Source organism: Myceligenerans halotolerans (genome assembly GCF_054782975.1).
This window is the reverse complement of the sequence record NZ_BAAGRL010000045.1, coordinates 177999-198652: the sequence shown is the minus strand read 5'-3', so window position 1 is coordinate 198652 and position 20654 is coordinate 177999. Positions and strand designations below refer to the sequence as shown.

Here is a 20654-nt window from a genome sequence, read left to right as displayed (position 1 = left end):
CGGTCCCTTCTGCGCGGCCGGCGGGGCGCCGCGGCCGCCGGGCCACCCGGCGAGTTCGGCAGTCCGTCGTGGCATCGGTTGGTCGAGCCACCAATGCCGCGACGGACTGCCGACCTCGCCGGGGTCCGGATCAGCAGTACAGGTTGCCGCCGGGGTCCACCCCGAGCTGACCGGTGAAGTTCAGGTACTTGTCGACGCGGCTCTGCACCTGGGCCGGATTCCCGCCGTTGCACTCGATGGCGCCGTTGATGCTCCGGATGCTCTCGCCGAACCCGGCGCCGTTCACCATGGCCGCGTGGCCGGTCATGGTGCCCGGGCCGCTCTGGGTGTTCCAGTACCACAGCGCGGTCTGCCAGGCGACAGACGAGTTGTTCTGCACGAGGCTCGGGTTGTGCAGCAGGTCGATGCCCAGCGCGTCGCCCGCGGCCTTGTAGTTGAAGTTCCAGCTGAGCTGGATGGGTCCGCGGCCGTAGTACTGGTCGTGGCCGGCCGGGCACCCGTAGGGCTGGGAGGTGTCGCAGTAGTGCGGGTAGTTCGCCGTGTTCTGCTCGACGATGTGGACCAGGCCGCCGGTCTCGTGCGAGACGTTGGCGAGGAACGCGGCCGCCTCCCGCCGCTGCACGGCGTCGCTGCCGGTCGTGGCGAAGGCCGGGAACGCGTCGAGCGCGTCGACGAGTCCGGCGTACGTGTAGAACGGGTTCCGGCTCGGGAAGAACTGGTTGAACTGGGCCTCACTCACGACGAACCCGTCGCCGGGATCGACCGGCGGCTCCCCGCCGCCGTCGCAGGCTCCGAGCGACTCCCACACTCCCCACTGGCCGGTGGTGCCGGGCTCCTCACCCTGGGTCCACCACTTGGCGCGCCAGGCGCTGCCGGCGTGCGTGACCGAGTTGCCGCCGACGTAGACCGCTCCGCTGTTCCACGCGGACGAGCTGCACTCGACCGGCTCGGCCTGGGCCGCGGTGCCGGGGATGATCGTCGCCCCCGCCGTCAGGAGCGCGGCGGTGAGAACTGCGACAAGGAAGGGCTTTCGACGTGACCTCACGTAAACCACCTCGTTTCGTGTCCTGGGCCGCCGGAGACGCCGACCGCACTCGTCAAGGACCCCGACGGCTTATTTGTTCGGGACCTTAGCAAGGCCCCTGGTCGCCACGAATGAGGGATTCCCACAGGACCGGTGCCGCGCGCACGGTGCTGCCCGCACGGCGCTCCGGAAAATTACGGATCGGACAAGGACGGCATTTCGTGGTGCGGTGTCGGTGTCCCGTGGAACACTCGTCGCATGCTCGAACTCGCCACCGGTAGCGGCCTGGCCATGGCAGCCGGCGTCAACGCCTGGATCCCGTTGCTCCTGCTCGGACTGTTGTCCCGCTTCAGCGATCTCCTCACGCTGCCCTCCGGCTGGGGCTGGCTGGAGAACCCGTGGGTGATGGCCATCCTCGCGGTACTCCTGGTGCTGGAGATGACCGCGGACAAGATCCCGGCCCTGGACTCGGTCAACGACGTCGTCCAGACGATCATCCGGCCCACAGCGGGAGGTATCGCCTTCGGGGCCGGAGCGTCGTCCGAGACGGTCACGGTCCAGGATCCCGAGGCGTTCATGGCGGGCGGCGAGTGGATCACCGTGGTCATCGGCATCGTGCTGGCGCTCGTGGTGCACGCGGCCAAGGCGGGCGGCCGGGTCATCACGAACACGGTGAGCGGCGGGACGGCCGCCCCGGTGATGAGCACGGTGGAGGACGTGGCCGCCGTCGGTATCTCGTTCCTCGGCATCACGCTGCCGTTCCTCATGATTCCCGTGCTGATCCTGTTCGTGATCGGGCTGTGGATGATCGTGCGCGGCGTGCGCAAGCACCGGCGGATGAAACAGATCGACAAGGCGTACGGCGCAGCCACGTAGTAGCGGCGGCGCCCGGCGGCACCGCTGTGGGGTGAGGCTGCGGGAACCCGACGATCGCGCAGGTCTGCAAGACTGGGAATCACATCTCCCCGAGTTCAAGGAAGCCCATGTCTCGCACCCGCCCGTCCGCTGTCACCCGCGCCGTCCGGCGTGCAGGAGCGCGACTCGTCTGGCTCTGTACCGGGTACCGATTCGCCCCCAGCAAGGCGCCGGACCGGCCCACGATCTTCGTCGGGGCACCGCACACCTCCAACACCGACTTCTTCCTCATGCTCGCGATCGCGTGGGAGCTGGACCTGCACATCAAGTTCCTCATCAAGGACTCGTGGCTGCGCGGCCCCTTCGCCGGGCTGATCCGGGCACTCGGCGGAGTCGCGGTCGACCGGAACGACCCGGCCGGGCTGGTCGACCAGCTGCTGCGCGGCGTGCGATCGGGCACGGTCTCGCACCTGGTCGTCACCCCGGAGGGCACGCGGGGCGGCGGCTCCGGATACTGGAAATCGGGCTTCTACCGGCTCGCGCGTGCGGCCGCGATGCCGGTGACCCTGGGCTACGTGGACGGTGACCGGCGGGTCGCGGGCCTGGGCCCGTCGCTGCGCATGACGGGCGACGTGCGGGCGGACATGGATCGCATCCGCGCGTTCTACGCGGATAAGTCGGGTGTCCGCCCGGAGAACCGCGTCGAACCCCGCCTCCGCGCGGAGGACGACCCGGGCGAGGACCAGGCCGCGGCGTGACCGCCGGGCCGGTCCAGCGGATCGGGCCGGATCGGGCCGGCTCAGACCGGGCCGGGCCGGGCCGGCTCAGCCAACCCGGCTGTTGAGGGACGTTCAGCAGGGCCCCGCAGACCCTTCTGGACCGGATAAGTGAGTCCGCGACCCTGATGAACGCGAGTCAGTAAGCTCCTGGCCATGAAACTGCGGACCGCCAAGCTGATCGACGCCGCCGCCGGCGCCCGGGTGCATCACACCACCTGGGTCACCGCCTACGGCGACCTGCTTCCCGCGGACTTCTGGCGGACCCATACCCTCGCCGAGCGGACCAAGAGCTGGCAGCGATCACTGATGCGCGGCTTCGCGCCGACGCTGGCGGAGGTCGACGGCGAGATCGTCGGCCTCGCGCACGCGTCACCGGCACGGGAACAGCACGGCGTGGAGCCCGTCCGCGACACGCAGCTCTGGATGCTGTACGTCCTGGGCGACCACCACGGGACGGGGGTCGGCCAGGCGCTGCTCGACGCCGTCGTCCCACCAGGCGCACCGTGCCAGCTCTGGGTCGCCGAGGACAACCCCCGGGCCAGGCGCTTCTACGAGCGCAACGGCTTCGTCGTCGAGGGCGCCCGGATCACCGACGACAACTTCGCGAACATCACGGAACTCCGCATGGTGCGCTGACGCGAGGCCACCCGCCGCCCCGGCGAGCGCCGCGAACGCGGCACGCCCGCCGCGCCCCTACTTCTCCAGCTTGCGCGCTTCTTCCTCGGTCTGCGCGGCGCCGTCCTCGTCGCCGCTCTTGCGCAGCATCCCGGCGAGCGAGCGCAACGAGAGCGCGTCGTCCGACTTGGCCAGACCCGACGTCGCACCGCGCGCGCTGCGCCACAAGCCCATGGCCTGCTGAGCGACGTCGAGCGCCTTGCCCCGCTCCTCGTCGCCGACGACGTTCGAGCTGAGGTCGGTGAGCGCACGCCCCATCGCCTCGCGCTGCTTGGCCGGGTCGTCGTCGAGACTCTTGAAGACCTGGACCGCGTCCCGCACCAGGGCCGACGCCCCCTTCTCCTCCTTGTCCCGCCCGCGCTCGGCCATCGCGCTGCCGAACGAGAGGAGCGCGACAGCGAAGCGCGAGACCGTGCTGCCCTGGTCGCCCGGGATCTTCTCGGCGCCGCGCTCGACGAGGGCATGCAGCGCCTCGGCCGCCTTCTCCTCGAGGCCACCCCCACGCCGCTCGGCTTCGGCGGGCTCGGCATCGGCATCGGCAAGCTCGGTCGCAGCGGACTGGGCGCCGGCGGGCGCGGCTTCGGCGGGCTCGGCACCGACAGCTGCGGTGCCGGCAGACTGTGCGTCGGCGACCTCTGTTCCGACGCGACCGGCATCGGCAGTCTCGGCACCCACCGGTTCGATACCGGCGGCCTCGTCGCCGCCGGCCGCCTCGTCGCCGCCGGCCGTCTGCTCAGCGTCCTGCACCGGCCCGACGCCGTGCCCCTGCTCCTCGATCGCCTCGCCCGCACCCGACGCCTCGCGCGCCACCGCATCCCCGGCAACCGGCCCCGCGGCCTCCACGACGTTCTGCTCCGCACCCGGCTCGCGCACCGTCTGACTCCCATCGTTCATGATGGAAGTGAAGCTACCAGAACCGGGCAAACAACCGAGGTCAATAAATGTCCCCGAAGTCAGGGCGACGGTGCGCTACTTCCGGCGCCCGCCGGGCTGCTCGCCCGGGTCGACGATGATCTTCGCGCCGTTGCCAGCGGGCGGCGGCGTTCCGGTCGGCTTCGCGGCGTCCCGCGCCGCGTCCGCCGCCCCCTTGGCGGCTCCACCGGCCGCCTTCGCGGCCCGGGCGGCACGGAAGGCCGTGACCGCCTTGTAGAGCGTGTAGCCGGCGACGACGACGGCGACCGCGTCGTCCGACAGCCCGAGGATCGGAATGGCATCCGGGATCAGATCGATCGGGCTCGCGATCGTGCCGATCGACGCAACGAGCGCGATGATCTGCTTCCAGTTCATGCCTTCGAACGTAACGGAATTCTTCGCGACTCGCCAGACTTGTCCCCAAAGACCGTGATGCCGGAGCACTCCGGCACCGGACACCGGCCGTCAGACGTGGACCGGCTCCTCGGGGACAAGACGGCTCGTGTACCCGGCGGCGACGAGCCGATCGAACGCGACCTGTACGCCTGGCGGGACCTCCTGGTCCGTCGCGATGAAGCCCTTCTCCGCGTACACGGTCAGCCGCTGCGTGTCGCCGACGAGCATGTCGATCACCCGGTCCACGTCGCCGATGCTCGACACGTACTCGTCGAGCGGCAGCGGCGGGGAGACGCAGTACGCCTCCACCTCCGGCCACACGACCTGACACGTCGCGAAGACGCGGCGCTGGTGGTACGGCTTCGTGACGAACATGACCGATCTGGCCTCGATCGAACGCTGGTCGAGCATCCTGCGGCTGTACTCGACGTTCTCGGCGGTGTTCCGGGCGAGCGGTTCCACCAGGACGGCCTCGTCCGGGACGCCCTGCGCGACGGCGCGGTCGCGGTATCCCACGGCCTCACCGCGCGGGAACGCCTCGAGCGTGGTCGTCGCGTTCGCGCCCGTGAAGACGATCTGGGGGAAGTACCCCTGGTGGTAGAGGTCGGCGGTGTAGTCGGCGACCCCGGTATCGTGCCCGCCCAGGCCGATGCACACATCGACCTCACGTGGATCCTGCCGCAGGTCGTGATAGTTCCACAGCGTCTCGACGTCTTCCCGCACCCCCGCAGGGATCCTGACGTTCGGCATATCCGGACCATACGTCCCAGAGCGCCGCACGGCACGAGCGGGCGTCTCGCCCCCTCCCGTCGGTGTCCCCTGACGGGCCTCTTCGTTCATGTCGCCCACGCGCTTCCGGTCGATTACCAGCGGCATGCGCAGACAACGTAGCGGAAGTTTCACCCATTTCACGACCCTGCGTCCGTGATCCCGGATCGGCGCGATCACTGGGATCATGCCGCGGCGCACGCGCCCGCCCGCGCGTCCGCGACCTCTGAGAATCCGGGCCCTACCTGCACGTCCTCCTGCCGTCGGGCCGCGCGTCGATGTCGAAACCGGCAGCCTCGACGACGCGTCGCAGAAGCGCGAATGTGGGCTCGAACTTTCCCGACTCGATCCGGCTGACGGTGGACCGCGAGACACCGGCCAGCTCGGCCAGCACGCTCATGCTCAGATCCCGCTCCCTCCGGACGCGGGCGACGATCTCGGCTGCTGTGCTCACGGTTCCTCCGCACTGTGATGCCTGGCTGGACGCACGACAAGGCCCGCCGGTCGGCGATCCGCCAGCAGGCCTTGCCCTGCCCCGAGCCTATTCATCTAGTTTTCCATTGTCACGTCCGATCAGTCGGCGAACGGCGAACGGTTGCGCCTACCACCGGCGTCCGGTATTGGCCCGTCATATGCCGGTCAGCCAAACCCAGTACTCTCTGCGCTCATGAGCACCGTCTCGATCGCGCGCACCGCGCGACGCCTCGCCGCCGAGCATCCCGCGTGGATGCTGCTGCGGTCGGGAGACGCAGCGGCTGCCATCACCCTGCTCGGACAGCACCTCGGCCAGGACACCCGCCGCCTGCCCGAGGCCGACCTCGTCGAGCGACTCGAGGACGACATCGCCGAGCTGCGGCGCCAGGGATTCACGCTCCCGCACTCCGCGGGGCCGCAGGTGTCCGAGTGGCTGCGCGACGGCGTCCTCGTGCGCCGCCCGGGCGCACGGGCCGACGGCGGAACGGGCCCCGAGCAGCTCGAGCTGTCCGACGGCGCCCTCGCCGCGATCACCTTCGTCGCCGGCCTCGCCGGCCCGCACCCCGTCGCCACGCCGACCCGCCTGTCCATCGTCCTGGACGCACTGCGCGACCTCGCCGTCGCCGTCGAGCCGGACCCCGAGGCGCGGCTCTCCGCGCTCCGGGCCGAACGGGCGCGGCTCGACGCCGAGATCGAGAGCGTCCGGCGCGGCGGCGCGACGCCCCTGGGCCCCGCGAGCGCCGCAGAGCGTGCCCGCGAGATCCTCGCCCTCACGGCCGGCATCCCCGCCGACCTGCTGCGCGTGCGCACCGCCCTGACCACGGCCGACGCCGAGCTGCGCCGCGGGCTCACGGAATCCGGCCCCGCCCGGGACGCGTTCGTGGACGACGTGTTCCGCGGCGTCGACCACCTCGCCGAGACCCCTGCCGGCCGGAGCCTCACCGACCTCGGCGCGGTGCTCGACGCGGGCGAGCACGACGCCGTCGCGCACGTCACCCAGCTGCTGAAGGCGCCGGGCGCCGCGGCGGAGCTCACCCCGGCCGAGGTGGCGGCCCTGCGTGGGCTCGTCGGGGACCTGCGCGCGGCGACGGACGACACCACCGGCACGATGACGGCGCTGCGCCGCGCGCTCCAGCGGGCGGCACGCTCCGGCGACCTCCCCCAGGAGCAGGCGCTGGCCGGACAGCTCCGCGAGGCCGAGGCCACCGCGCTGGAACTGGCCGACGAGGTACCGCTGCACACCCCGACCCGCCTGACCCTGAAGCTCGGAGCCGTCTCCCCGGCTTCCCCCGCCGGCATCCGCCCGCACGACCCTGCCGACGACCGCCCGGCTCCGCTCGTGCGGCCCCGGCCGCCGTCCGCCGACGCCCCCACCGACCTGGCCGCCCTGCGCGCGCTCGCCCGGTCCGCCGAGATCGACGAGGACGAGCTGCGCGGCAACGTGAACGACGTCGTGGCACGCCGGGGCAGCGCCACGGTCGGCGACGTGCTCCGGGCCCACCCCGCGACGCAGGGCCTGGCGAGCGTCGTGGGGCTGCTGTCGCTCGCGGAGCGGCACGGGCGACGCGAGGGTGACAGCGAGGACATCACCTGGTCCGGAGCCCGGGGCAACCTGCGTCGCGCCCGAGTACCCCGCCACCGCTTCGAGGAGCCCGTCCCGTGACCGGACCCATGGAACATCTGAGCAACTCCCGCCCGGGCGGAAGCGGACCGGCACGCGGTGTCCGGCCGGCGCGGCCCGACGACACCGGGCAGCACGCCACCGCGCCCGAGAGCGCGCACGGCGCGCCGTCGTCGGACCCCGACGCGATCCCGGCGGAGCCGACCGCCCGCCTCTGGCCGGGCGATCCGGGGACGCTGCCGGCCGCCGCCCGGCGGTCGCTGGCGGCCCTGGTCCGTGGCCCGTACCTGTCCGCCGCCGACGACGAGACCTGGGGCGACCTCCTCACGCACCTCGACGCGGTCCGCGGGCGGCTCGCCGACATGTACCTGGACGTGGTGGTGGACCACGAGGAGCAGATCGCGTTCGTCCGCGACGCCATCTCCGCGCCCGACGCGCCGGCTGTCGTCCAGGAGGTCCCGCTGTCCTTCCTCGACACGGTGCTCCTGCTGCACCTGCGCACGCGCCTGCTGGAGTCGCCCGGGCAGGAGGTGGTGGTCGAGCACGACGACGTCGTCGAGCACCTGCACCCCTTCCGGCGCCGCAGCGGCACCGGGGCGACCGGGTACGGCACCGGGTTCGACGTCGGCATCGCGACCGCGTGGGACCGGCTGGTCGAGGCCGGGATCCTGCGCCACGTGGGCCCGGGACGGCGTTGCGTGGTGTCCCCGGTCCTGCGCACCCTGTTCGGGGCGGACGAGATCCAGGCCGTCCAGGCCGAGTACGCACGACTCAGCAGGGAGGGCCTGTGAGCCTGCAGCACAGCACACGACCCGGACAATGGCGCCTCGCCCGCATCGAGGTGGTCAACTGGGGCACGTTCACGGGACACCACCGCGTCGACGTCGCGCGCAAGGGCTTCCTGCTCACCGGGCACTCCGGCTCGGGCAAGTCGTCCCTGGTCGACGCCGTGGCCGCCGTCCTCACGCCGCCGTCGGAGCTGCGGTTCAACGCGGCGGCGGCCGCGGCCGTGGCGGGCGGGCGCGAGGACCGGTCCGTGACGAGCTACGTCCGGGGCGCGTGGCGGCACCGTACCGACGGCGCCACGGGCGAGGCCGTCGCCGAGACGCTGCGCCCGGCCACGACCTGGAGCGGCGTCCTGCTGCGGTACGAGAACGGCTCCGGCCAGGTCGCGACGCTCGTCCGCCTGCTGCTCCTGCGCCGTGCCGCGGCGCAGGCCGCGGACCTGTACGTGTACCAGCCGGGCGAGGCGGACCTCCTCGAGCTGGAGCCCTTCGTCCGCACGGGCCTCGACGCCCCCGGCCTGCGCGCGCATCTGCCGGAGGCGACGGTGTCGGACCGGCACGCCGGGTTCGCGGCCGCGTTCAGCGAGCGCCTCGGCGTGGGCGACCCGAGCGCTCTGGTGCTGCTGCACCGCACGCAGTCGGCCAAGAACCTGGGCAGTCTGGACGACCTGTTCCGCGACTACATGCTGGACGAGCCGATCACGTTCGGTCTCGCCGAGGCAGCGGCGCAGCAGTTCGCCGAGGTGTCGCGGGCCCACTCCCGGATCGCGGACGCGCGGCGGCAGGTGGAGGCGCTGGACCGGCTCGCGCCGCTGTGCCGCCGGTTCGACGACGGCGCGAGGACGGCCGTCCAGGCGGCGACGCTGCACGGTTCGCTGGAGCCGTACCGGGACGCGCTCAAGCTGGAGCTCGCCTCAGCCGCTCTGGGCGACGCGCAGCGCTACGAGGACGCGGCGGCGCACGACCGTGACGCGGCGGACGCCGAGGTGGAGCAGGCCGCGAGCGCCCACCGGCAGGCCGTGAGCGTGCTGCAGGTGCGCGGCGGCCAGGCGTTGGCGACGCAGGGTGACCGGCTCCAGCGGGCGGGTGAGATCACTGCGTTGACCCGTACGCGGCGTGGTGAGCTGGCGGCGGACCTGGAGTCGGTGGGGCTGGCGGCGCCGGAGTCGTTCGGGGAGTTCTCCGCGCTGCGGGAACTGGCGCGGTCTGAGCTGTCGGCGGGCGACGGTGCCGGGTCCGGCGCCGTGACCGGGTCGATGCCGGTGCTGACGGGTGCGGCGGCGCAGATGCGCAAGGCGCACGAGGCGCGCGCGGCGGTCGCCGCGGAGCACGCGGCGATCTCGGCGCAGGTGCAGGCGCTGCGCACGTCGGGGAGCAATCTGCCGGCCGACCTGCTGGCGGCGCGCCGTGCGTTGTGCGACGTGACGGGGATCAGCGAGTCCGCGCTGCGGTTCGCGGCGGAGCTGCTGCGGGTCCGTCCGGGCGAGGAGCGCTGGACGGGCGCGATCGAGCGGGTGCTGCGCCCGCTGGCCACGACGCTGCTGGTGCCGTCGGCGCACCGGGACGCGGTGCGGCGCGCGGTCGACTCGGCGGATCTGGGGACCCGTCTGGAGTACCGGGTGGTGGGGGTGCGCCAGGACGCGCCGCGTGCGGCGTCGAGCCCGGACTCCGTGATCCACAAGGTGGAGGTGGCGGACGGTCCGGCGTCGGGCTGGCTGCAGCGTCACCTGTCGGACTACGACTACCTGTGCGTGGCCGACGCGTCCGGCCTGGACGACGCGGAGCGCGCCGTCACCCTGGCGGGTCAGGTCAAGCATGCGGGCGATCATGTGACGAAGGACGACAGCGCGGCCGATCCGGCCACGTGGGTCCTCGGCGGGGACGTCACCGACAAGCTCGACCACCTGCTCGGCAAGGCCCGTGACGTGCAGTCGCGCCTCACGGCGGCCGAGGACGCCGTCGCCGCCGCGACGGCCGCGGAGCGTGAGCGCCTGCAGCGGGTCTTCGCCCTGCGGCAGGTGCGGCGCCGTGAGTGGCACGACGTCGACATCGAGTCCGCCGAGCAGGATCTGGCGGAGGCGCAGCGGACGTTCGACTCGCTCCTGTCCGGGACGCAGGACCTGGCGGCCGCCGAGCACGACGTCACGGGCGCGGAGCGGCGGCTGGCCACGGCGCGCGAGGCCGCGTCCGTCGCGGCGGACGTGCTCGCCGAGGCGCGGGCGGCCCGGCGGGCGATCGAGCGGGTGGTGGACGAGCTGCGCGGGACGGTGTCCGGCACGATCCCGGAGGAGCACCGGGCCGAGCTGGAGCGACGTTACGCGGAGGTGCGGCCGACGGTGACGCACGACGTGGTCGACGAGGTGTCGCTCGTGGTGTCGCGCGCGCTCGACGGCGAGCGGGAGGCGGGACTGCGTGGTTCGGGCGCGGCGGAGCGGGAGATCACCGAGCTGCTCGGGGAGTTCCGGCGGAGCTGGCCGGCCCTCACGAGGGACATCGGGGCCGGCGTCGGCGACCGGGGGCGTTATCTCGAGCTCGGTGAGGAGATCCGCACGCGGCGGCTGCCCGAGCTGGAGGACGAGCTGGAACAGATGCTGTCCGGCGGGGCGCAGCGGGCGCTGGACCGGCTGGCCGCCGAGATCCGGCAGGCGCCGTCGGTGATCCGGGAGCGGATCGTGCCGGTGAACGAGTCGTTGCGCCGGTCGGAGTACGCGCCCGGGCGGTTCCTGGAGATCCGCGTCAAGGAGCAGCAGCCCGCGGCGGTGCGCGAGTTCCTGGACGCGCTGGACGGCCTCGCGACGGACCGTCGCACGGCGATGCCCCGGCTGGAGCGCCTGATGCGGCGGCTGGCGTCGGCGGACCCGGCCGACCGGGCGTGGCGTGCGCTGTGCCTGGACACGCGGCGGCATGTGCGGTTCACGGGCGTCGAGCTGGACGGGGCGGGGCTGACGCTGGACGTGCACGAGTCGTCGGCCGGGCTGTCGGGCGGGCAGCGCCAGAAGCTGGTCGTGTTCTGCCTGGCCGCGGCCCTGCGCTACCGTCTCTCGACCCTGGACGACGGCACGCCGGCCTACGGTTCGGTGATCCTGGACGAGGCGTTCGACAAGGCCGACACCGAGTTCACCCGGACCGCGATGGATACGTTCCGGGACTTCGGGTTCCACATGATCCTGGCGACGCCGCTCAAGCTGTTGCAGACGCTCGAGGAGTACGTCGGCGGTGTGGGCCTGGCGACCTGCCCGGACGGCCGGGACTCGAGGATCGACGTGGTGACCCTCGACCCGGCCCCGGTGGCGGAGCGCACGTCGGCGGCGTAGGCGCAAGGGGCTCTCGCCGCGGCGAGTTCATGGTCGGTCGGATGTCGTGTGGTCGGTCGGCTGTCGGATGGTCGGTCACTCGGGCGGCCGACCATCCGACAGCCGACCGACCATCCGACATACGACCGACCGGTGGCCGACGTCAGGTGGTGGCGGCGCGGGCGTCCTTGATGCCTCGTTCGTAGGCCTCCTGGGAGCCCTCCCGGAACAGGTCGTCGGCGCTGGGGCGCACGAGGGTCCGCGCGCCCGGGCCGTCGTCGTCGGACACGTACCGGGTGAGGCCGCGCACGACCGCTACCGCGCGTCCCGTCGCCTTGCCCCGGACGAGTTCGGTGGCGGAGGCGACCTCGTCGGCCACGGCCGTGACCGTGACGTTCAGCGGGCGGCCGTGGCTGTCGGTGCCGCCGCGCAGGTCGTCGGTGGGCGAGATGCCGGCGGCGCCGATCGCGATGTCGACGAGCGCGTCGCGCCACGGCCGGCCGGCGGTATCCGTGACGACGACGCCGAGCCGGGCCAGCCCGAACCGGTCCCGCAGTGCGGCGCGGATCCGGCGCGCGGACGCGTCCGGGTCCTGCGGCAGGAGCAGGACCGTCCCCTCGGGGGTGTTGGACGCGTCCACGCCCGCGGCCGCCATCACAAGTCCCAGCCGGTTCTCCACGATCCGCAGGGGCGCGCCGTCGGGGCGCTCGCGCACCGCGACGACGCGGACGGTCTCGTCGGTGATGGCCTGCTCCCGGTCCGTGGCGGCGATCGCCCGCCCTTCCGCCTTGGACACGATCTTCGAGGTCACGGCGACGACGTCACCCTCGGCGGGCCGGTCCCGAGGATCCTGCGCGGCGAGCAGGTCGCCGATCGCGGTGCCGAGGTCGGTGCCGGGGGTGATCTCGGGCAGCCCGTCGGGCGCCCACACGGTGAGGCGGTGCATGGCGGCATTGTCTCCCGGCGTCTGGCTCGGCTGGGCTGGGCTGTCGCATAGTCGGCCGGATGTCGGGTGGTCGGCCGGATGTCGCATGATCGGCTCCCCGGGCAGCCGACCACCCGACATCCGGCCGACTATCAGACATGGCGCCGACCACAGCAGCCGCCGCCCGACAGGTGGCCGACGGCGGTTCCGGGTGCGTTACTGCGTGAGGTCGGGGAGCACCTCGGCCGCGTAGGCGTCCAGCCAGGCGCGCGGGTCCGGGCCGGTGTCGTGCACGTAGAGGCGGTCGAAGCCCAGGTCGAGGAGGCGTTGCAGGTGCTTGCGGTGCTCCGCGAGGTCGTGCGAGACGAGCACCCGGCCGGCGAAGTCCTCGGGCCGGAGCAGGCGAGCCACGGCCGCGATGTCGTGCGGGGACCGCAGGTCGGAGCGGGGCAGCCGGGCGGCTCCGATCGGCGGGTTCGCCAGCAGGTTCTCCTCCGCCCGCGCCGCGTCGGGCGCCCAGGAGACGGGGACCTGCACCACCTTCGGCATCGCGTCCGGATCCTTGCCGGCCTCCCGCGCTCCCGCCGCGAACCGGTCCAGCAGCACCTGGAGTCGTTCGGGCGGCGCGGCCATCGTGATCAGGCCGTCCGCCTGGCGGCCGGCGCGGCGCGCCGTGACCGGACCACCGGTGGCGACCAGGATCTCCGGGACGGTCTCCGGGGTGGTCCACAGCCGGGTGGCCTCCAGCCGGAAGTGCTGCCCGGCGAACCGGACGTCGCGGCCGGGCGCGGCCGTGAAGAGCTTCTTGACGAGGTCGACGGCCTCGAACAGGCGCGCGATGCGGCCCGGCGCCTCGGGCCAGTAGTCGCCCGTGACGTGCTCGTCGACGGCGTCCCCGCTCGCCACGCCCAGCCAGTGACGTCCGGGGTTCATCGCCGCCAGCGTCGCCGAGGCCTGCGCGAGCACCGCGGGATGCATCCGGTTCCCGGGCACGGCGACCGGGCCGAGGTCTCCCGCGGTCCGCTCCCCCAGCGCGCCGAGCACGTCCCAGACGAATCCCGCCTGCCCCTGCCGGGCCGTCCACGGCTGGAACCGGTCGGTCGCCATCACGCCGCCGAAGCCGCGCTCCTCCGCGTACACCGCCAGTTCCACCGCGTCCCGCGGATGCAGCGCCTCGAGCATCGCCGCCAGTCCGATCGTCGCCACGACGCCGACCCTAGCCTGAGCCGGCGCCGCCCGGCGTCGGCTCTCGGGCGGCCGACCGCATCACCTACGCGCGGCCGGGGCGGGGCTTGGCACGCTGCCGGACCCAGGCTGTGGCCTCGGTTCCGTCCGTCCCGGACGCCATGGCGTACTTCCGAGCCGCCTCCTGCGTCATGCCGCTGGCGATGAGCTCGTCGATCTCGGCGAGGATCTTCGCCGGGAGGGCGGCAGTGCCGGGTGCCGCGGCGCCGAGGTGGTCGAGCAGCAGGTCGAACCGGCGTTCCAGCCTGCGGAGGCTCCTCGCCGAGGGCCCGAGGTTGCCGGTGACGTTGACGACCAGGATGACGAAGAGAACGATCAGGATCAGGGTGAGGATGAACTCCATACCAGGACGTTAGCGGCGCGCCTCGGCGGCGCGGTGAGTTTCCCCGGGACCCGGGTCGTGGCGCCGGGCGCGACACGGGCCGTGCTCGCGTCCCCGTCCTGCCGGGCGAGCGCGGGGCATGGGGAAAGGTCCCCACCGCGCATACCGCGGCGAGCGACGACAAAGTAGCGTTCGCGCTGGTAGCGTCCCGGGCCTGAGGGCCGGAAACGACGTCGGCCCGATGACCGGTGAACGCGACCAAGGAGACCGATGCGGTCCATGTCCCACCTACGCCGGACCGGCGCGGCGCTGCTCGCCGTCGGCGCGCTCGCTTCCTGCACCGCCGGTGACGACGACGGCCCCGCCGAGCCGCCGCCCGTGCTCGACTCCGCGACGACGGAGTACGCGGCGGCGTACGACGACGCCGTCGGCGCGCTCGCGCAGAACATTCCCGAGGTGGAGTGGGCCCCCAAGGACCGCTTCCCGCACCTCGGGGAGCAGGCCGACGGCGGGTGCGTACTCTTCCTGGCCGAGAGCCTGGGCGAGGGCGACCTGTACGAGCCCAGCGGCGGACTCACCGAGCTCGCCGCCGTGCTCGACCCCGTCCTGGACGAGCACGGGTTCGAGCCCGTGTCCGAGGTGATCTATCCGGAGAACGGCGGCGACGTGTACGTCACGGCCACGGACCCGGCGGGCTGGGAGCTCACGGTCGCGGCCTATCCGCCGATCGTGGGGATCTCGGGTCCGGTCGAGACCGACGGGTGCGACGAGAGCGTGCTCGACGGGGCCTGAAGCGCCTGGCATCGGCGGTGGACGACGACGTGAGCTGGGTGTCATGAAGAGTCCGGCCCGGCGGAGTGCTCTTTCGTCGAGTGCCTCCCTCGGGAGACCGCGCCGAAGTCTCGACGCGGCATCAGGCGCTCGAGCACTCCCCGTGCGGGAGCGCTCGGGGCGCCGACCACGATGCATCTCGCATCGACGCGGGCGAGTTCCTTCTCCAGCCGAGCGCGCGCGGCCGACAGGAGCGCGTCGCCGGGCAGGATCACGGCATCGGCGTGCGCAGCGGCGGCGTGCTGGGTGAGCTGACTGATGGTGGTGCCGTCGCGCTGGTCATTGACCATGTGGACGAGTACGTAGCCGCGGTCGGCGGCGTAGCCCTGGACGTGGCGGCGTTGTGAGTCGTCGCGAGCGTAGCCGACGGCGATCGGGGGCCCCGGCACGTCGGGTGCCGCACCGCCATCGGGGATCAGAGAAAGCTTGGGCATGGGCTGTCCTCCTGCCAGGGTCGTGCTGGAAGTGGGGCGGCGAAGCGGGGCACCGCTGTCGCGGAGCCATGACGGTGGCGGTCAAGTCGGGTCTCGCTCGTCATGCCGCTCTCATCGCCGTGTTCGTGCCGTGCGCCGCACGCCCAGTAGCGCGGCGAGCACGACGATGTACCCCACCAGCAGCCAGGTCATGAAACGTCCTCGCGCGCTGCTCGTCGTACGTCCAGGGTGTACGTCATGGCGCCGTTGGCATCCACACGCCATCGAGGCTCGTTGCCGGCGGTGCGGGGGAACGCGTACCCGGCGTTTGCGAGGTCCGGCATCGTGATTCCGTCGGGCAGGTCGATGCTCGCGCGGCGGGCCCAGTCGGTCCCTGGAGTTTCGGCCCAGACCTGACAGTCCGCCAGCGCAGGGCCGGTCCCGGCGAACCTGACCCTTACGGCCGTCGACGAGCCCGAGGTGTGCCACCGCTCCACCGCCACCGCCAGCATGCGTGCCAGCGCCACCGTTTCCTGTGGGAGCGGCGCGTGAGGCCTGCCTGCGTCCGGCCGGGCTGCCGCCGCGTCTTGGACCGAGGGCAAGGAGTTCAGGACGTCGACGACGCCAAGGTCGGCGATGCTGCCGGTGACTTCGTCGGCCGCTGCCTTCACTCGGGGTCCGGCCTGCCCCATAGCCACGCCTCTCCCGGCCCAGAGCAGGGCTTCGATGTCGTTAGCGGCGTCGCCCACGAACACGGCATGGTCCCGGAGTATCCCGAGCCGGTCGGCGACGATCTGCGCTGCGGTAGCTTTCGTGACCGCAGCGGGTGTGATGTCGATCTGACCAGGGCTGGCCTGGCTGACCGTGACCCCGAGTGCTCGCACCCGGTCGGTGAGCCGGAGGGCGACGTCTGGGCCGCGCAGGATCATCCGGGGACTCCGGCGCGCGGCCAGCGTGTCGAGCATGACGACCTCCTGGTCACCGTTGAGGGTGCCCGCTGGAAACCTCTCCGTGACCCAGTAACCCCAGCCGACTCGCTCCACGGCGATCTGCACGCCGGGCATCACCGCGTGCGCCACCAGCCCCACGTCCAGCGTGTGCTGCTCGACAACCTGGAACCCGCCCGTAGCGTCGGGGTCCAGGCGGGCGATCACCGCGCCGTTGGATGCGATCACCCACTCCTGGTGGAGTCCGAGCCGTGCCGCGACCGGCAAGATCCCGGCCACGGACCGGCCCGAGGCAAGCACGGCGTGATGTCCGGCCGCGCGCACCCGGGCCACGGCGTCGACCACCTTCTCCGGGATCTCTATCGCACCCTCGTGGACGAGCGTGTTGTCGATGTCCATACCGACCATCCACGAATCGGAACCCGCCAGACGAGCCGTGGCCGTCAACGGCGTGTCTCCCGTGTCGATGCTCATGATGCGTCCTCCGTCGGGTCCGGTCCTGCCAGCACGTCTCGGAACTCCGCGGTCAACTGGAGGTACACGATGCACTCGATCGGCAGCACACCGTTGCGCGGGCGGATCCATCCGGCCCAGGTCCACAAGCTCCCCGCGCGCCGCTCCAGGCCCAGATCGTCGGCCAGAACCTGCGCCGAGATGATGTCCGTAGCCGCCACCATGAATCGCACAGCAGGGACAGTGAGTCCGTCGGTGCCGATGGTCGACGTAGGCGTCACGCCCAGCCCGGCCAGGTCGATTCCGGCGCGCGTGATCACCTCGACGGCGTCGCACAGGTCCGTCAGCGCCAGGGATGGCGCCTCAGGCAGAGCTGTCGGCTGCATTACTCAGGTCCCTTCGTCGTGACTGGCTTCTCGTGAACGGTTCAAACGTGTTGACGGCCCGGTTCACGGACCCTCTCCGCGATTCGCGGGGTTCTCCCCGCGCGAGTTCATCGGGTGTCCACGCCGACGGAGCAGGCAGTGGCATGGACGTGGACCTCGACGCCGTCGACCAGGCCGGTCAGTTCCTGCTCGGGTGGGATCACGTGCAGGTGGAGCAATGATCCGGTCAGGCCCAGATGGCCCGCCAGCCTCACGCCGTCGTCCAGCACACGGGGACGGATACGCACCACGCCCGTCTCACTGACGATCGTCGTCAGATGCTCTACCAGGAGCCCGGGAGCGATATCGACCACGATCCTGCGGGCCACGTCCATCGCCCGCGCCACAACCACCGGGGTCGAGGCACTCGAGTGTGGGGCTCTCCCGGCCCGGGCCTCGTCTGGGACCACCCGGACCGGGAGAGGTTCAGGGCCGAGCCACGATGCGAGGCTCGGTTGGCGGGATGCATGAGTGCCCGCGCGCTGGGGTGGGAACGTCGGGCCGTTCACGCGGACCGGCCGCTCACTCGGTCGGTCAGGTTGGTGGTGTTCTTCATCGACCGGTCTCCCCAGATGCTCGGTGCGGCCGGCACATGGCCGTGCCGCTGATGCTCGAAGACGCCGAGTTACGGCGCCCATCGAGACTGACCGAGGCCGCTCACCGGACGATGGAAATTCCTTCCAGTTGGAATTTCTTTCCAACTCGTCGCGTCGGGTTCTGTGATCCTTGTTTCTGGAGGACGATTCAGACAGGCTGAATTCCTCGGCACCCGCGAGAGAGGGACACCATGAGCACCGGGATCGCTCCAGAAGCGACGATCGGCGAACGTATCCGCTGGTACCGCCAGGGATCTGGCCGGTCTCAGGCCGTTCTTGCCGGTCTCGTGGGACGTACCCCGAACTGGCTGTCCAAGGTCGAGCGTGACGAGATCCCGGTCGACCGGTTGTCAGTCCTGATCGACCTCGCCCGAGCACTGCATCTCAGGGACCTCAGTGATCTCACAGGCAAGTCGTTCAGCCTCGCGCCCGACGGGCTCCCCGAGCATGACGCCGTAGCCGGGATCAGGCTCGCCCTGTCGAGGCCGCCGTCTCTGCTTGCGTCCACAGCTCCTGGCGCGCCGTTGTCCGTCAGCGAGCTGACCGACCGCGTGGCCCGCGCTTGGACGATGTACGAGACGGCTCGCAGGCGGTACGCCATCCTCGGGCCGGAGCTACCCGGGCTCCTGGCCGACGCCATCCGCACATCCCGCACTGTCTCGGACGAGCTGGAGCAGAAGGCTGCCCTACGCCAACTCGTGTCCACTTATCACCTGATCCAGATGTTCGTCCGACGCCTCGGAGAACGGAACCTCGCCCGCGTCGCGGCCGACCGCTCCATGTTGACCGCGGAGGACGTCGGAGACCCGCTGCTGATCGCAACCGCGGCCTGGAACGTCTCCGGGCCCCTGCTCGGCTCGCCGCATGTCGGGCAAGCACTCGAGATGAACCTGCAGACCATGGAGCGTCTGCGCGCGCACGTCCAGGACGAACCGACGCCGGTGGCGTTGTCCGCATATGGAGCGCTACACCTGACAGCGCTCATCGCAGCCGCACGGGTCGGTCAGGAGTCGCGTGCCTGGAACCTTCTCCACGGTGCTGCCAAGATTGCTCAAGCCCTACCCGACGGGGCGAACCACACCAAGGCGTACTTCAACACCACGAACGTGGCCATGCACGCGGTACACCTTTACGTCGAGTGCGGCGAGGCTGCTGAGGCGTTCCGGGCCGCACGAGACGTGACCTTGCTGGACGGCGTGCCGCTGGAGCGCCTGACCCGGTACCGCGTCGAACAGACGCAGGCAGCGCGGCTCACCCGTGACTGGGACGCAGCACTGGAGTCGTTGTTGACGATCGAGCAGGAGTCGCCCGAGGAACTGCGGTACCACGTACTGATCCGCGAAACACTACGAGAAATGCTCGCCAAGCCCCCGAAGGGGCGACGACAGGAAGTGCAACGCCTCGCGGAGGATGCCGGCGTGCTGTAGCCCGCCGAGGCAACCCTCTGGTGCGATCGGGAGTTCACACCGATCACCACACCCTGAAGCACCCAGTGCTGCGTCGTGACGCCCCAGCGCCACTCGACGTAGTCGACGGACGGCCCTTCACGTCGCGATCGCTCTGAGCCCAGCGCGGTACTCCGCACCCTTGCTGTATTCGAAATACGCTTCGCGAGTTCGCATGTAGGAAAAATAAGCCGTACTGTCCCAAAAATTCGCTCTACGCTTGAGCTCGATGATCGAGGTCGCAACGCAGTGACACCATCCCCCATCCCGACGGCCGGCCCTACGCTCAGCACGGCGCTGCAGGATCTGAGACAACCGCCATTTGGGCCCGAGCTCCTCGCCTCGGTTCCCTACGTCGATGCTGTCGGCTGGCTGCCGGCGTTCGGCGGCACCGAAAGCAAGATCCGAGGATGGCTGATCTTGAGCGTGGCCGCGGGAGCCATCCTGAGCGAGGACGCGCGACGCACTATTCGGGAAGCCGTCGAGTCGCTGTCCAGCGAGACCGGACGAGCCGTCGGCACTCTTGTAGTGCAGGGGGAAGGAGCAGCACACCGCACTGCGACCCGATCACTCGTCGCACGGCCTGACGGGTCTGCACTGGAGGATCTTTGGCTGTCGAAGACTGCGGTCTCAGTGATAGGCGAGTTGCCGTTTGCGAACCTTCCGGCGCCGGGCAGCCGCGCCTCCAGAGCAGAGGCGATATCGGTCGGGCGACAGCTCACAGCGATGACCAGCGGCCTGGCATTGACCGGATCCGGCGTCGCTTCCGACCTCACGGAGCAGTCGGTCGCTGCCATCCGAAGGCTTTCCCTGTTCCACGGAGTTCTGTCAGCGAGCGTGGAGGATGCTCTGGGCGTACTGCGCGACCTCAATCAGCTCTCCCCGGAAGAGGGTGCCTGTCTCCGCGCCCTGGCAGCCGGTGAAGAACCTGGGCTCGGTGTCAGCGCAGCACATACTGCAGCCGTCGTAGCTGGCATATGGGAGCGGGCGGCTACGACCTACGCTCGCCGGGGCATCGGTGAGGTGCGCTGGAACGGAACTGCCAACACGCCGAGCTGGGACCTGAGCCTCCCGCAGTCCTCCGCGATGACCATTACCGAGGTCGGTGAACGGATCCTGCTGCTCCGCCGCCCTGCCTCCGACTACCTGTACCCCGGGTTGTGGACCATCCCGGGTGGATACCTCGAGGTGGGCGAGCGACCCGAAGACGCAGCACCGAGAGAAGTCTTGGAGGAGACCGGAACTTCACGGGAGATCCGCGCGATGGGCGACGGTCGGCCGATCCTTTCCGATCGCCTGGCCGCCTTCCCGTTCGTCAGCCGCATCAGTGAAACAGACGACGTACGCATTTCAGAGCACTCCGCGTACTCGCTCGTGCCTCTACGTGACGCACTTCAGATGGCCCTGACGCCCGAAGCACGCCTCGTCCTTGAGAACTACGCGGGCCAACGAATGGGCGCCGGCAAGTGA

The 20654-nt window shown here is 71.3% G+C and carries 21 protein-coding genes; 9 read left to right on the top strand and 12 right to left on the bottom strand.

Features of this window, described 5'->3' with window-relative positions; all coding sequences use genetic code 11:
- Positions 1–130: 130 nt before the first annotated feature.
- Entirely contained in the window at positions 131–1045 is a 915-nt protein-coding gene (locus ACYVK5_RS22630; RefSeq protein WP_460708234.1) for a glycoside hydrolase family 19 protein, read from the bottom strand.
- Positions 1046–1282: 237 nt separating this feature from the next.
- On the opposite strand from ACYVK5_RS22630, the gene ACYVK5_RS22625 reads away from it, so the two are divergent.
- The 3 genes from ACYVK5_RS22625 (at position 1283) to ACYVK5_RS22615 (ending at position 3294) form a co-directional block, all read left to right on the top strand.
- Positions 1283–1900 carry a DUF4126 domain-containing protein gene (locus ACYVK5_RS22625; RefSeq protein ID WP_460708233.1) on the top strand — a complete coding sequence of 206 codons (618 nt, stop codon included), beginning with the start codon at positions 1283–1285 and terminating at the stop codon, positions 1898–1900.
- Positions 1901–2007: 107 nt separating this feature from the next.
- Positions 2008–2637, top strand: coding sequence for a 1-acyl-sn-glycerol-3-phosphate acyltransferase (locus ACYVK5_RS22620; RefSeq protein ID WP_460708232.1), 630 nt, complete (start codon positions 2008–2010; stop codon positions 2635–2637).
- A 174-nt stretch (positions 2638–2811) separates the two neighbouring features.
- Complete coding sequence (locus ACYVK5_RS22615) at positions 2812–3294, top strand: GNAT family N-acetyltransferase (RefSeq protein WP_460708231.1); 483 nt, start codon at positions 2812–2814, stop codon at positions 3292–3294.
- Between the two features lie 57 nt (positions 3295–3351).
- On the opposite strand, the gene ACYVK5_RS22610 is transcribed toward ACYVK5_RS22615, so the two are convergent.
- From ACYVK5_RS22610 to ACYVK5_RS22595, 4 genes are all read right to left on the bottom strand, one after another.
- Positions 3352–4227, bottom strand: a complete 876-nt coding sequence (locus ACYVK5_RS22610; RefSeq protein ID WP_460708230.1) for a hypothetical protein — start codon at positions 4225–4227, stop codon at positions 3352–3354.
- Positions 4228–4302: 75 nt separating this feature from the next.
- Positions 4303–4620, bottom strand: a complete 318-nt coding sequence (locus tag ACYVK5_RS22605) for a YkvA family protein (RefSeq protein ID WP_460708229.1) — start codon at positions 4618–4620, stop codon at positions 4303–4305.
- Between the two features lie 90 nt (positions 4621–4710).
- A complete protein-coding gene (locus tag ACYVK5_RS22600) occupies positions 4711–5391 on the bottom strand; it encodes a YdcF family protein (RefSeq protein ID WP_460708228.1) in 681 nt (226 codons plus the stop codon).
- 259 nt (positions 5392–5650) lie between these two features.
- On the bottom strand, positions 5651–5863 hold the full coding sequence (locus tag ACYVK5_RS22595) for a helix-turn-helix transcriptional regulator (RefSeq protein ID WP_460708227.1): 213 nt from the start codon (positions 5861–5863) through the stop codon (positions 5651–5653).
- Positions 5864–6076: 213 nt separating this feature from the next.
- On the opposite strand from ACYVK5_RS22595, the gene ACYVK5_RS22590 reads away from it, so the two are divergent.
- Genes ACYVK5_RS22590 through ACYVK5_RS22580 form a run of 3 tightly spaced genes read left to right on the top strand, consistent with a single transcriptional unit; the run spans position 6077 to position 11603 of the window.
- A complete protein-coding gene (locus ACYVK5_RS22590; protein WP_460708226.1) occupies positions 6077–7546 on the top strand; it encodes a DUF3375 domain-containing protein in 1470 nt (489 codons plus the stop codon).
- Positions 7543–8295: a DUF4194 domain-containing protein gene (locus ACYVK5_RS22585; RefSeq protein WP_460708225.1), complete on the top strand. Its 753-nt coding sequence runs from the start codon at positions 7543–7545 to the stop codon at positions 8293–8295. The genes ACYVK5_RS22590 and ACYVK5_RS22585 overlap by 4 nt, the downstream gene beginning before the upstream one ends.
- Positions 8292–11603: an ATP-binding protein gene (locus tag ACYVK5_RS22580; protein ID WP_460708224.1), complete on the top strand. Its 3312-nt coding sequence runs from the start codon at positions 8292–8294 to the stop codon at positions 11601–11603. The genes ACYVK5_RS22585 and ACYVK5_RS22580 overlap by 4 nt, the downstream gene beginning before the upstream one ends.
- A 142-nt stretch (positions 11604–11745) precedes the next feature.
- On the opposite strand, the gene cofE is transcribed toward ACYVK5_RS22580, so the two are convergent.
- From cofE to ACYVK5_RS22565, 3 genes are all read right to left on the bottom strand, one after another.
- Complete coding sequence (gene cofE / locus ACYVK5_RS22575; protein WP_460708223.1) at positions 11746–12528, bottom strand: coenzyme F420-0:L-glutamate ligase; 783 nt, start codon at positions 12526–12528, stop codon at positions 11746–11748.
- A 195-nt stretch (positions 12529–12723) separates the two neighbouring features.
- Positions 12724–13713 carry a TIGR03557 family F420-dependent LLM class oxidoreductase gene (locus tag ACYVK5_RS22570; protein ID WP_460708222.1) on the bottom strand — a complete coding sequence of 330 codons (990 nt, stop codon included), beginning with the start codon at positions 13711–13713 and terminating at the stop codon, positions 12724–12726.
- 64 nt (positions 13714–13777) lie between these two features.
- Complete coding sequence (locus tag ACYVK5_RS22565) at positions 13778–14095, bottom strand: hypothetical protein (protein WP_460708221.1); 318 nt, start codon at positions 14093–14095, stop codon at positions 13778–13780.
- A 258-nt stretch (positions 14096–14353) separates the two neighbouring features.
- Between ACYVK5_RS22565 and ACYVK5_RS22560 the strand changes: the two genes are divergently transcribed.
- Positions 14354–14866 (top strand): hypothetical protein, encoded by a 513-nt coding sequence (locus tag ACYVK5_RS22560; RefSeq protein ID WP_460708220.1) that lies wholly within the window; start codon positions 14354–14356, stop codon positions 14864–14866.
- 41 nt (positions 14867–14907) lie between these two features.
- Here the strand turns inward: ACYVK5_RS22560 and ACYVK5_RS22555 are convergent, their stop codons facing one another.
- From ACYVK5_RS22555 to ACYVK5_RS22540, 4 genes are all read right to left on the bottom strand, one after another.
- A complete protein-coding gene (locus ACYVK5_RS22555) occupies positions 14908–15339 on the bottom strand; it encodes a hypothetical protein (RefSeq protein ID WP_460708219.1) in 432 nt (143 codons plus the stop codon).
- 188 nt (positions 15340–15527) lie between these two features.
- Positions 15528–16739 carry an HAD family hydrolase gene (locus ACYVK5_RS22550; RefSeq protein ID WP_460708218.1) on the bottom strand — a complete coding sequence of 404 codons (1212 nt, stop codon included), beginning with the start codon at positions 16737–16739 and terminating at the stop codon, positions 15528–15530.
- The gene (locus ACYVK5_RS22545) at positions 16736–17104 is read right to left on the bottom strand and encodes a hypothetical protein (protein WP_460708217.1); all 369 of its coding nucleotides are present in this window, start codon (positions 17102–17104) and stop codon (positions 16736–16738) included. Before ACYVK5_RS22545 ends, ACYVK5_RS22550 begins: the two co-directional genes overlap by 4 nt.
- A gap of 107 nt (positions 17105–17211) precedes the next feature.
- On the bottom strand, positions 17212–17472 hold the full coding sequence (locus tag ACYVK5_RS22540; RefSeq protein WP_460708216.1) for a hypothetical protein: 261 nt from the start codon (positions 17470–17472) through the stop codon (positions 17212–17214).
- A 458-nt stretch (positions 17473–17930) separates the two neighbouring features.
- On the opposite strand from ACYVK5_RS22540, the gene ACYVK5_RS22535 reads away from it, so the two are divergent.
- Together ACYVK5_RS22535 and ACYVK5_RS22530 are read left to right on the top strand one after the other, a co-directional pair.
- Complete coding sequence (locus ACYVK5_RS22535; protein WP_460708215.1) at positions 17931–19166, top strand: helix-turn-helix domain-containing protein; 1236 nt, start codon at positions 17931–17933, stop codon at positions 19164–19166.
- A 267-nt stretch (positions 19167–19433) separates the two neighbouring features.
- Positions 19434–20654, top strand: coding sequence for an NUDIX hydrolase (locus tag ACYVK5_RS22530; protein ID WP_460708214.1), 1221 nt, complete (start codon positions 19434–19436; stop codon positions 20652–20654).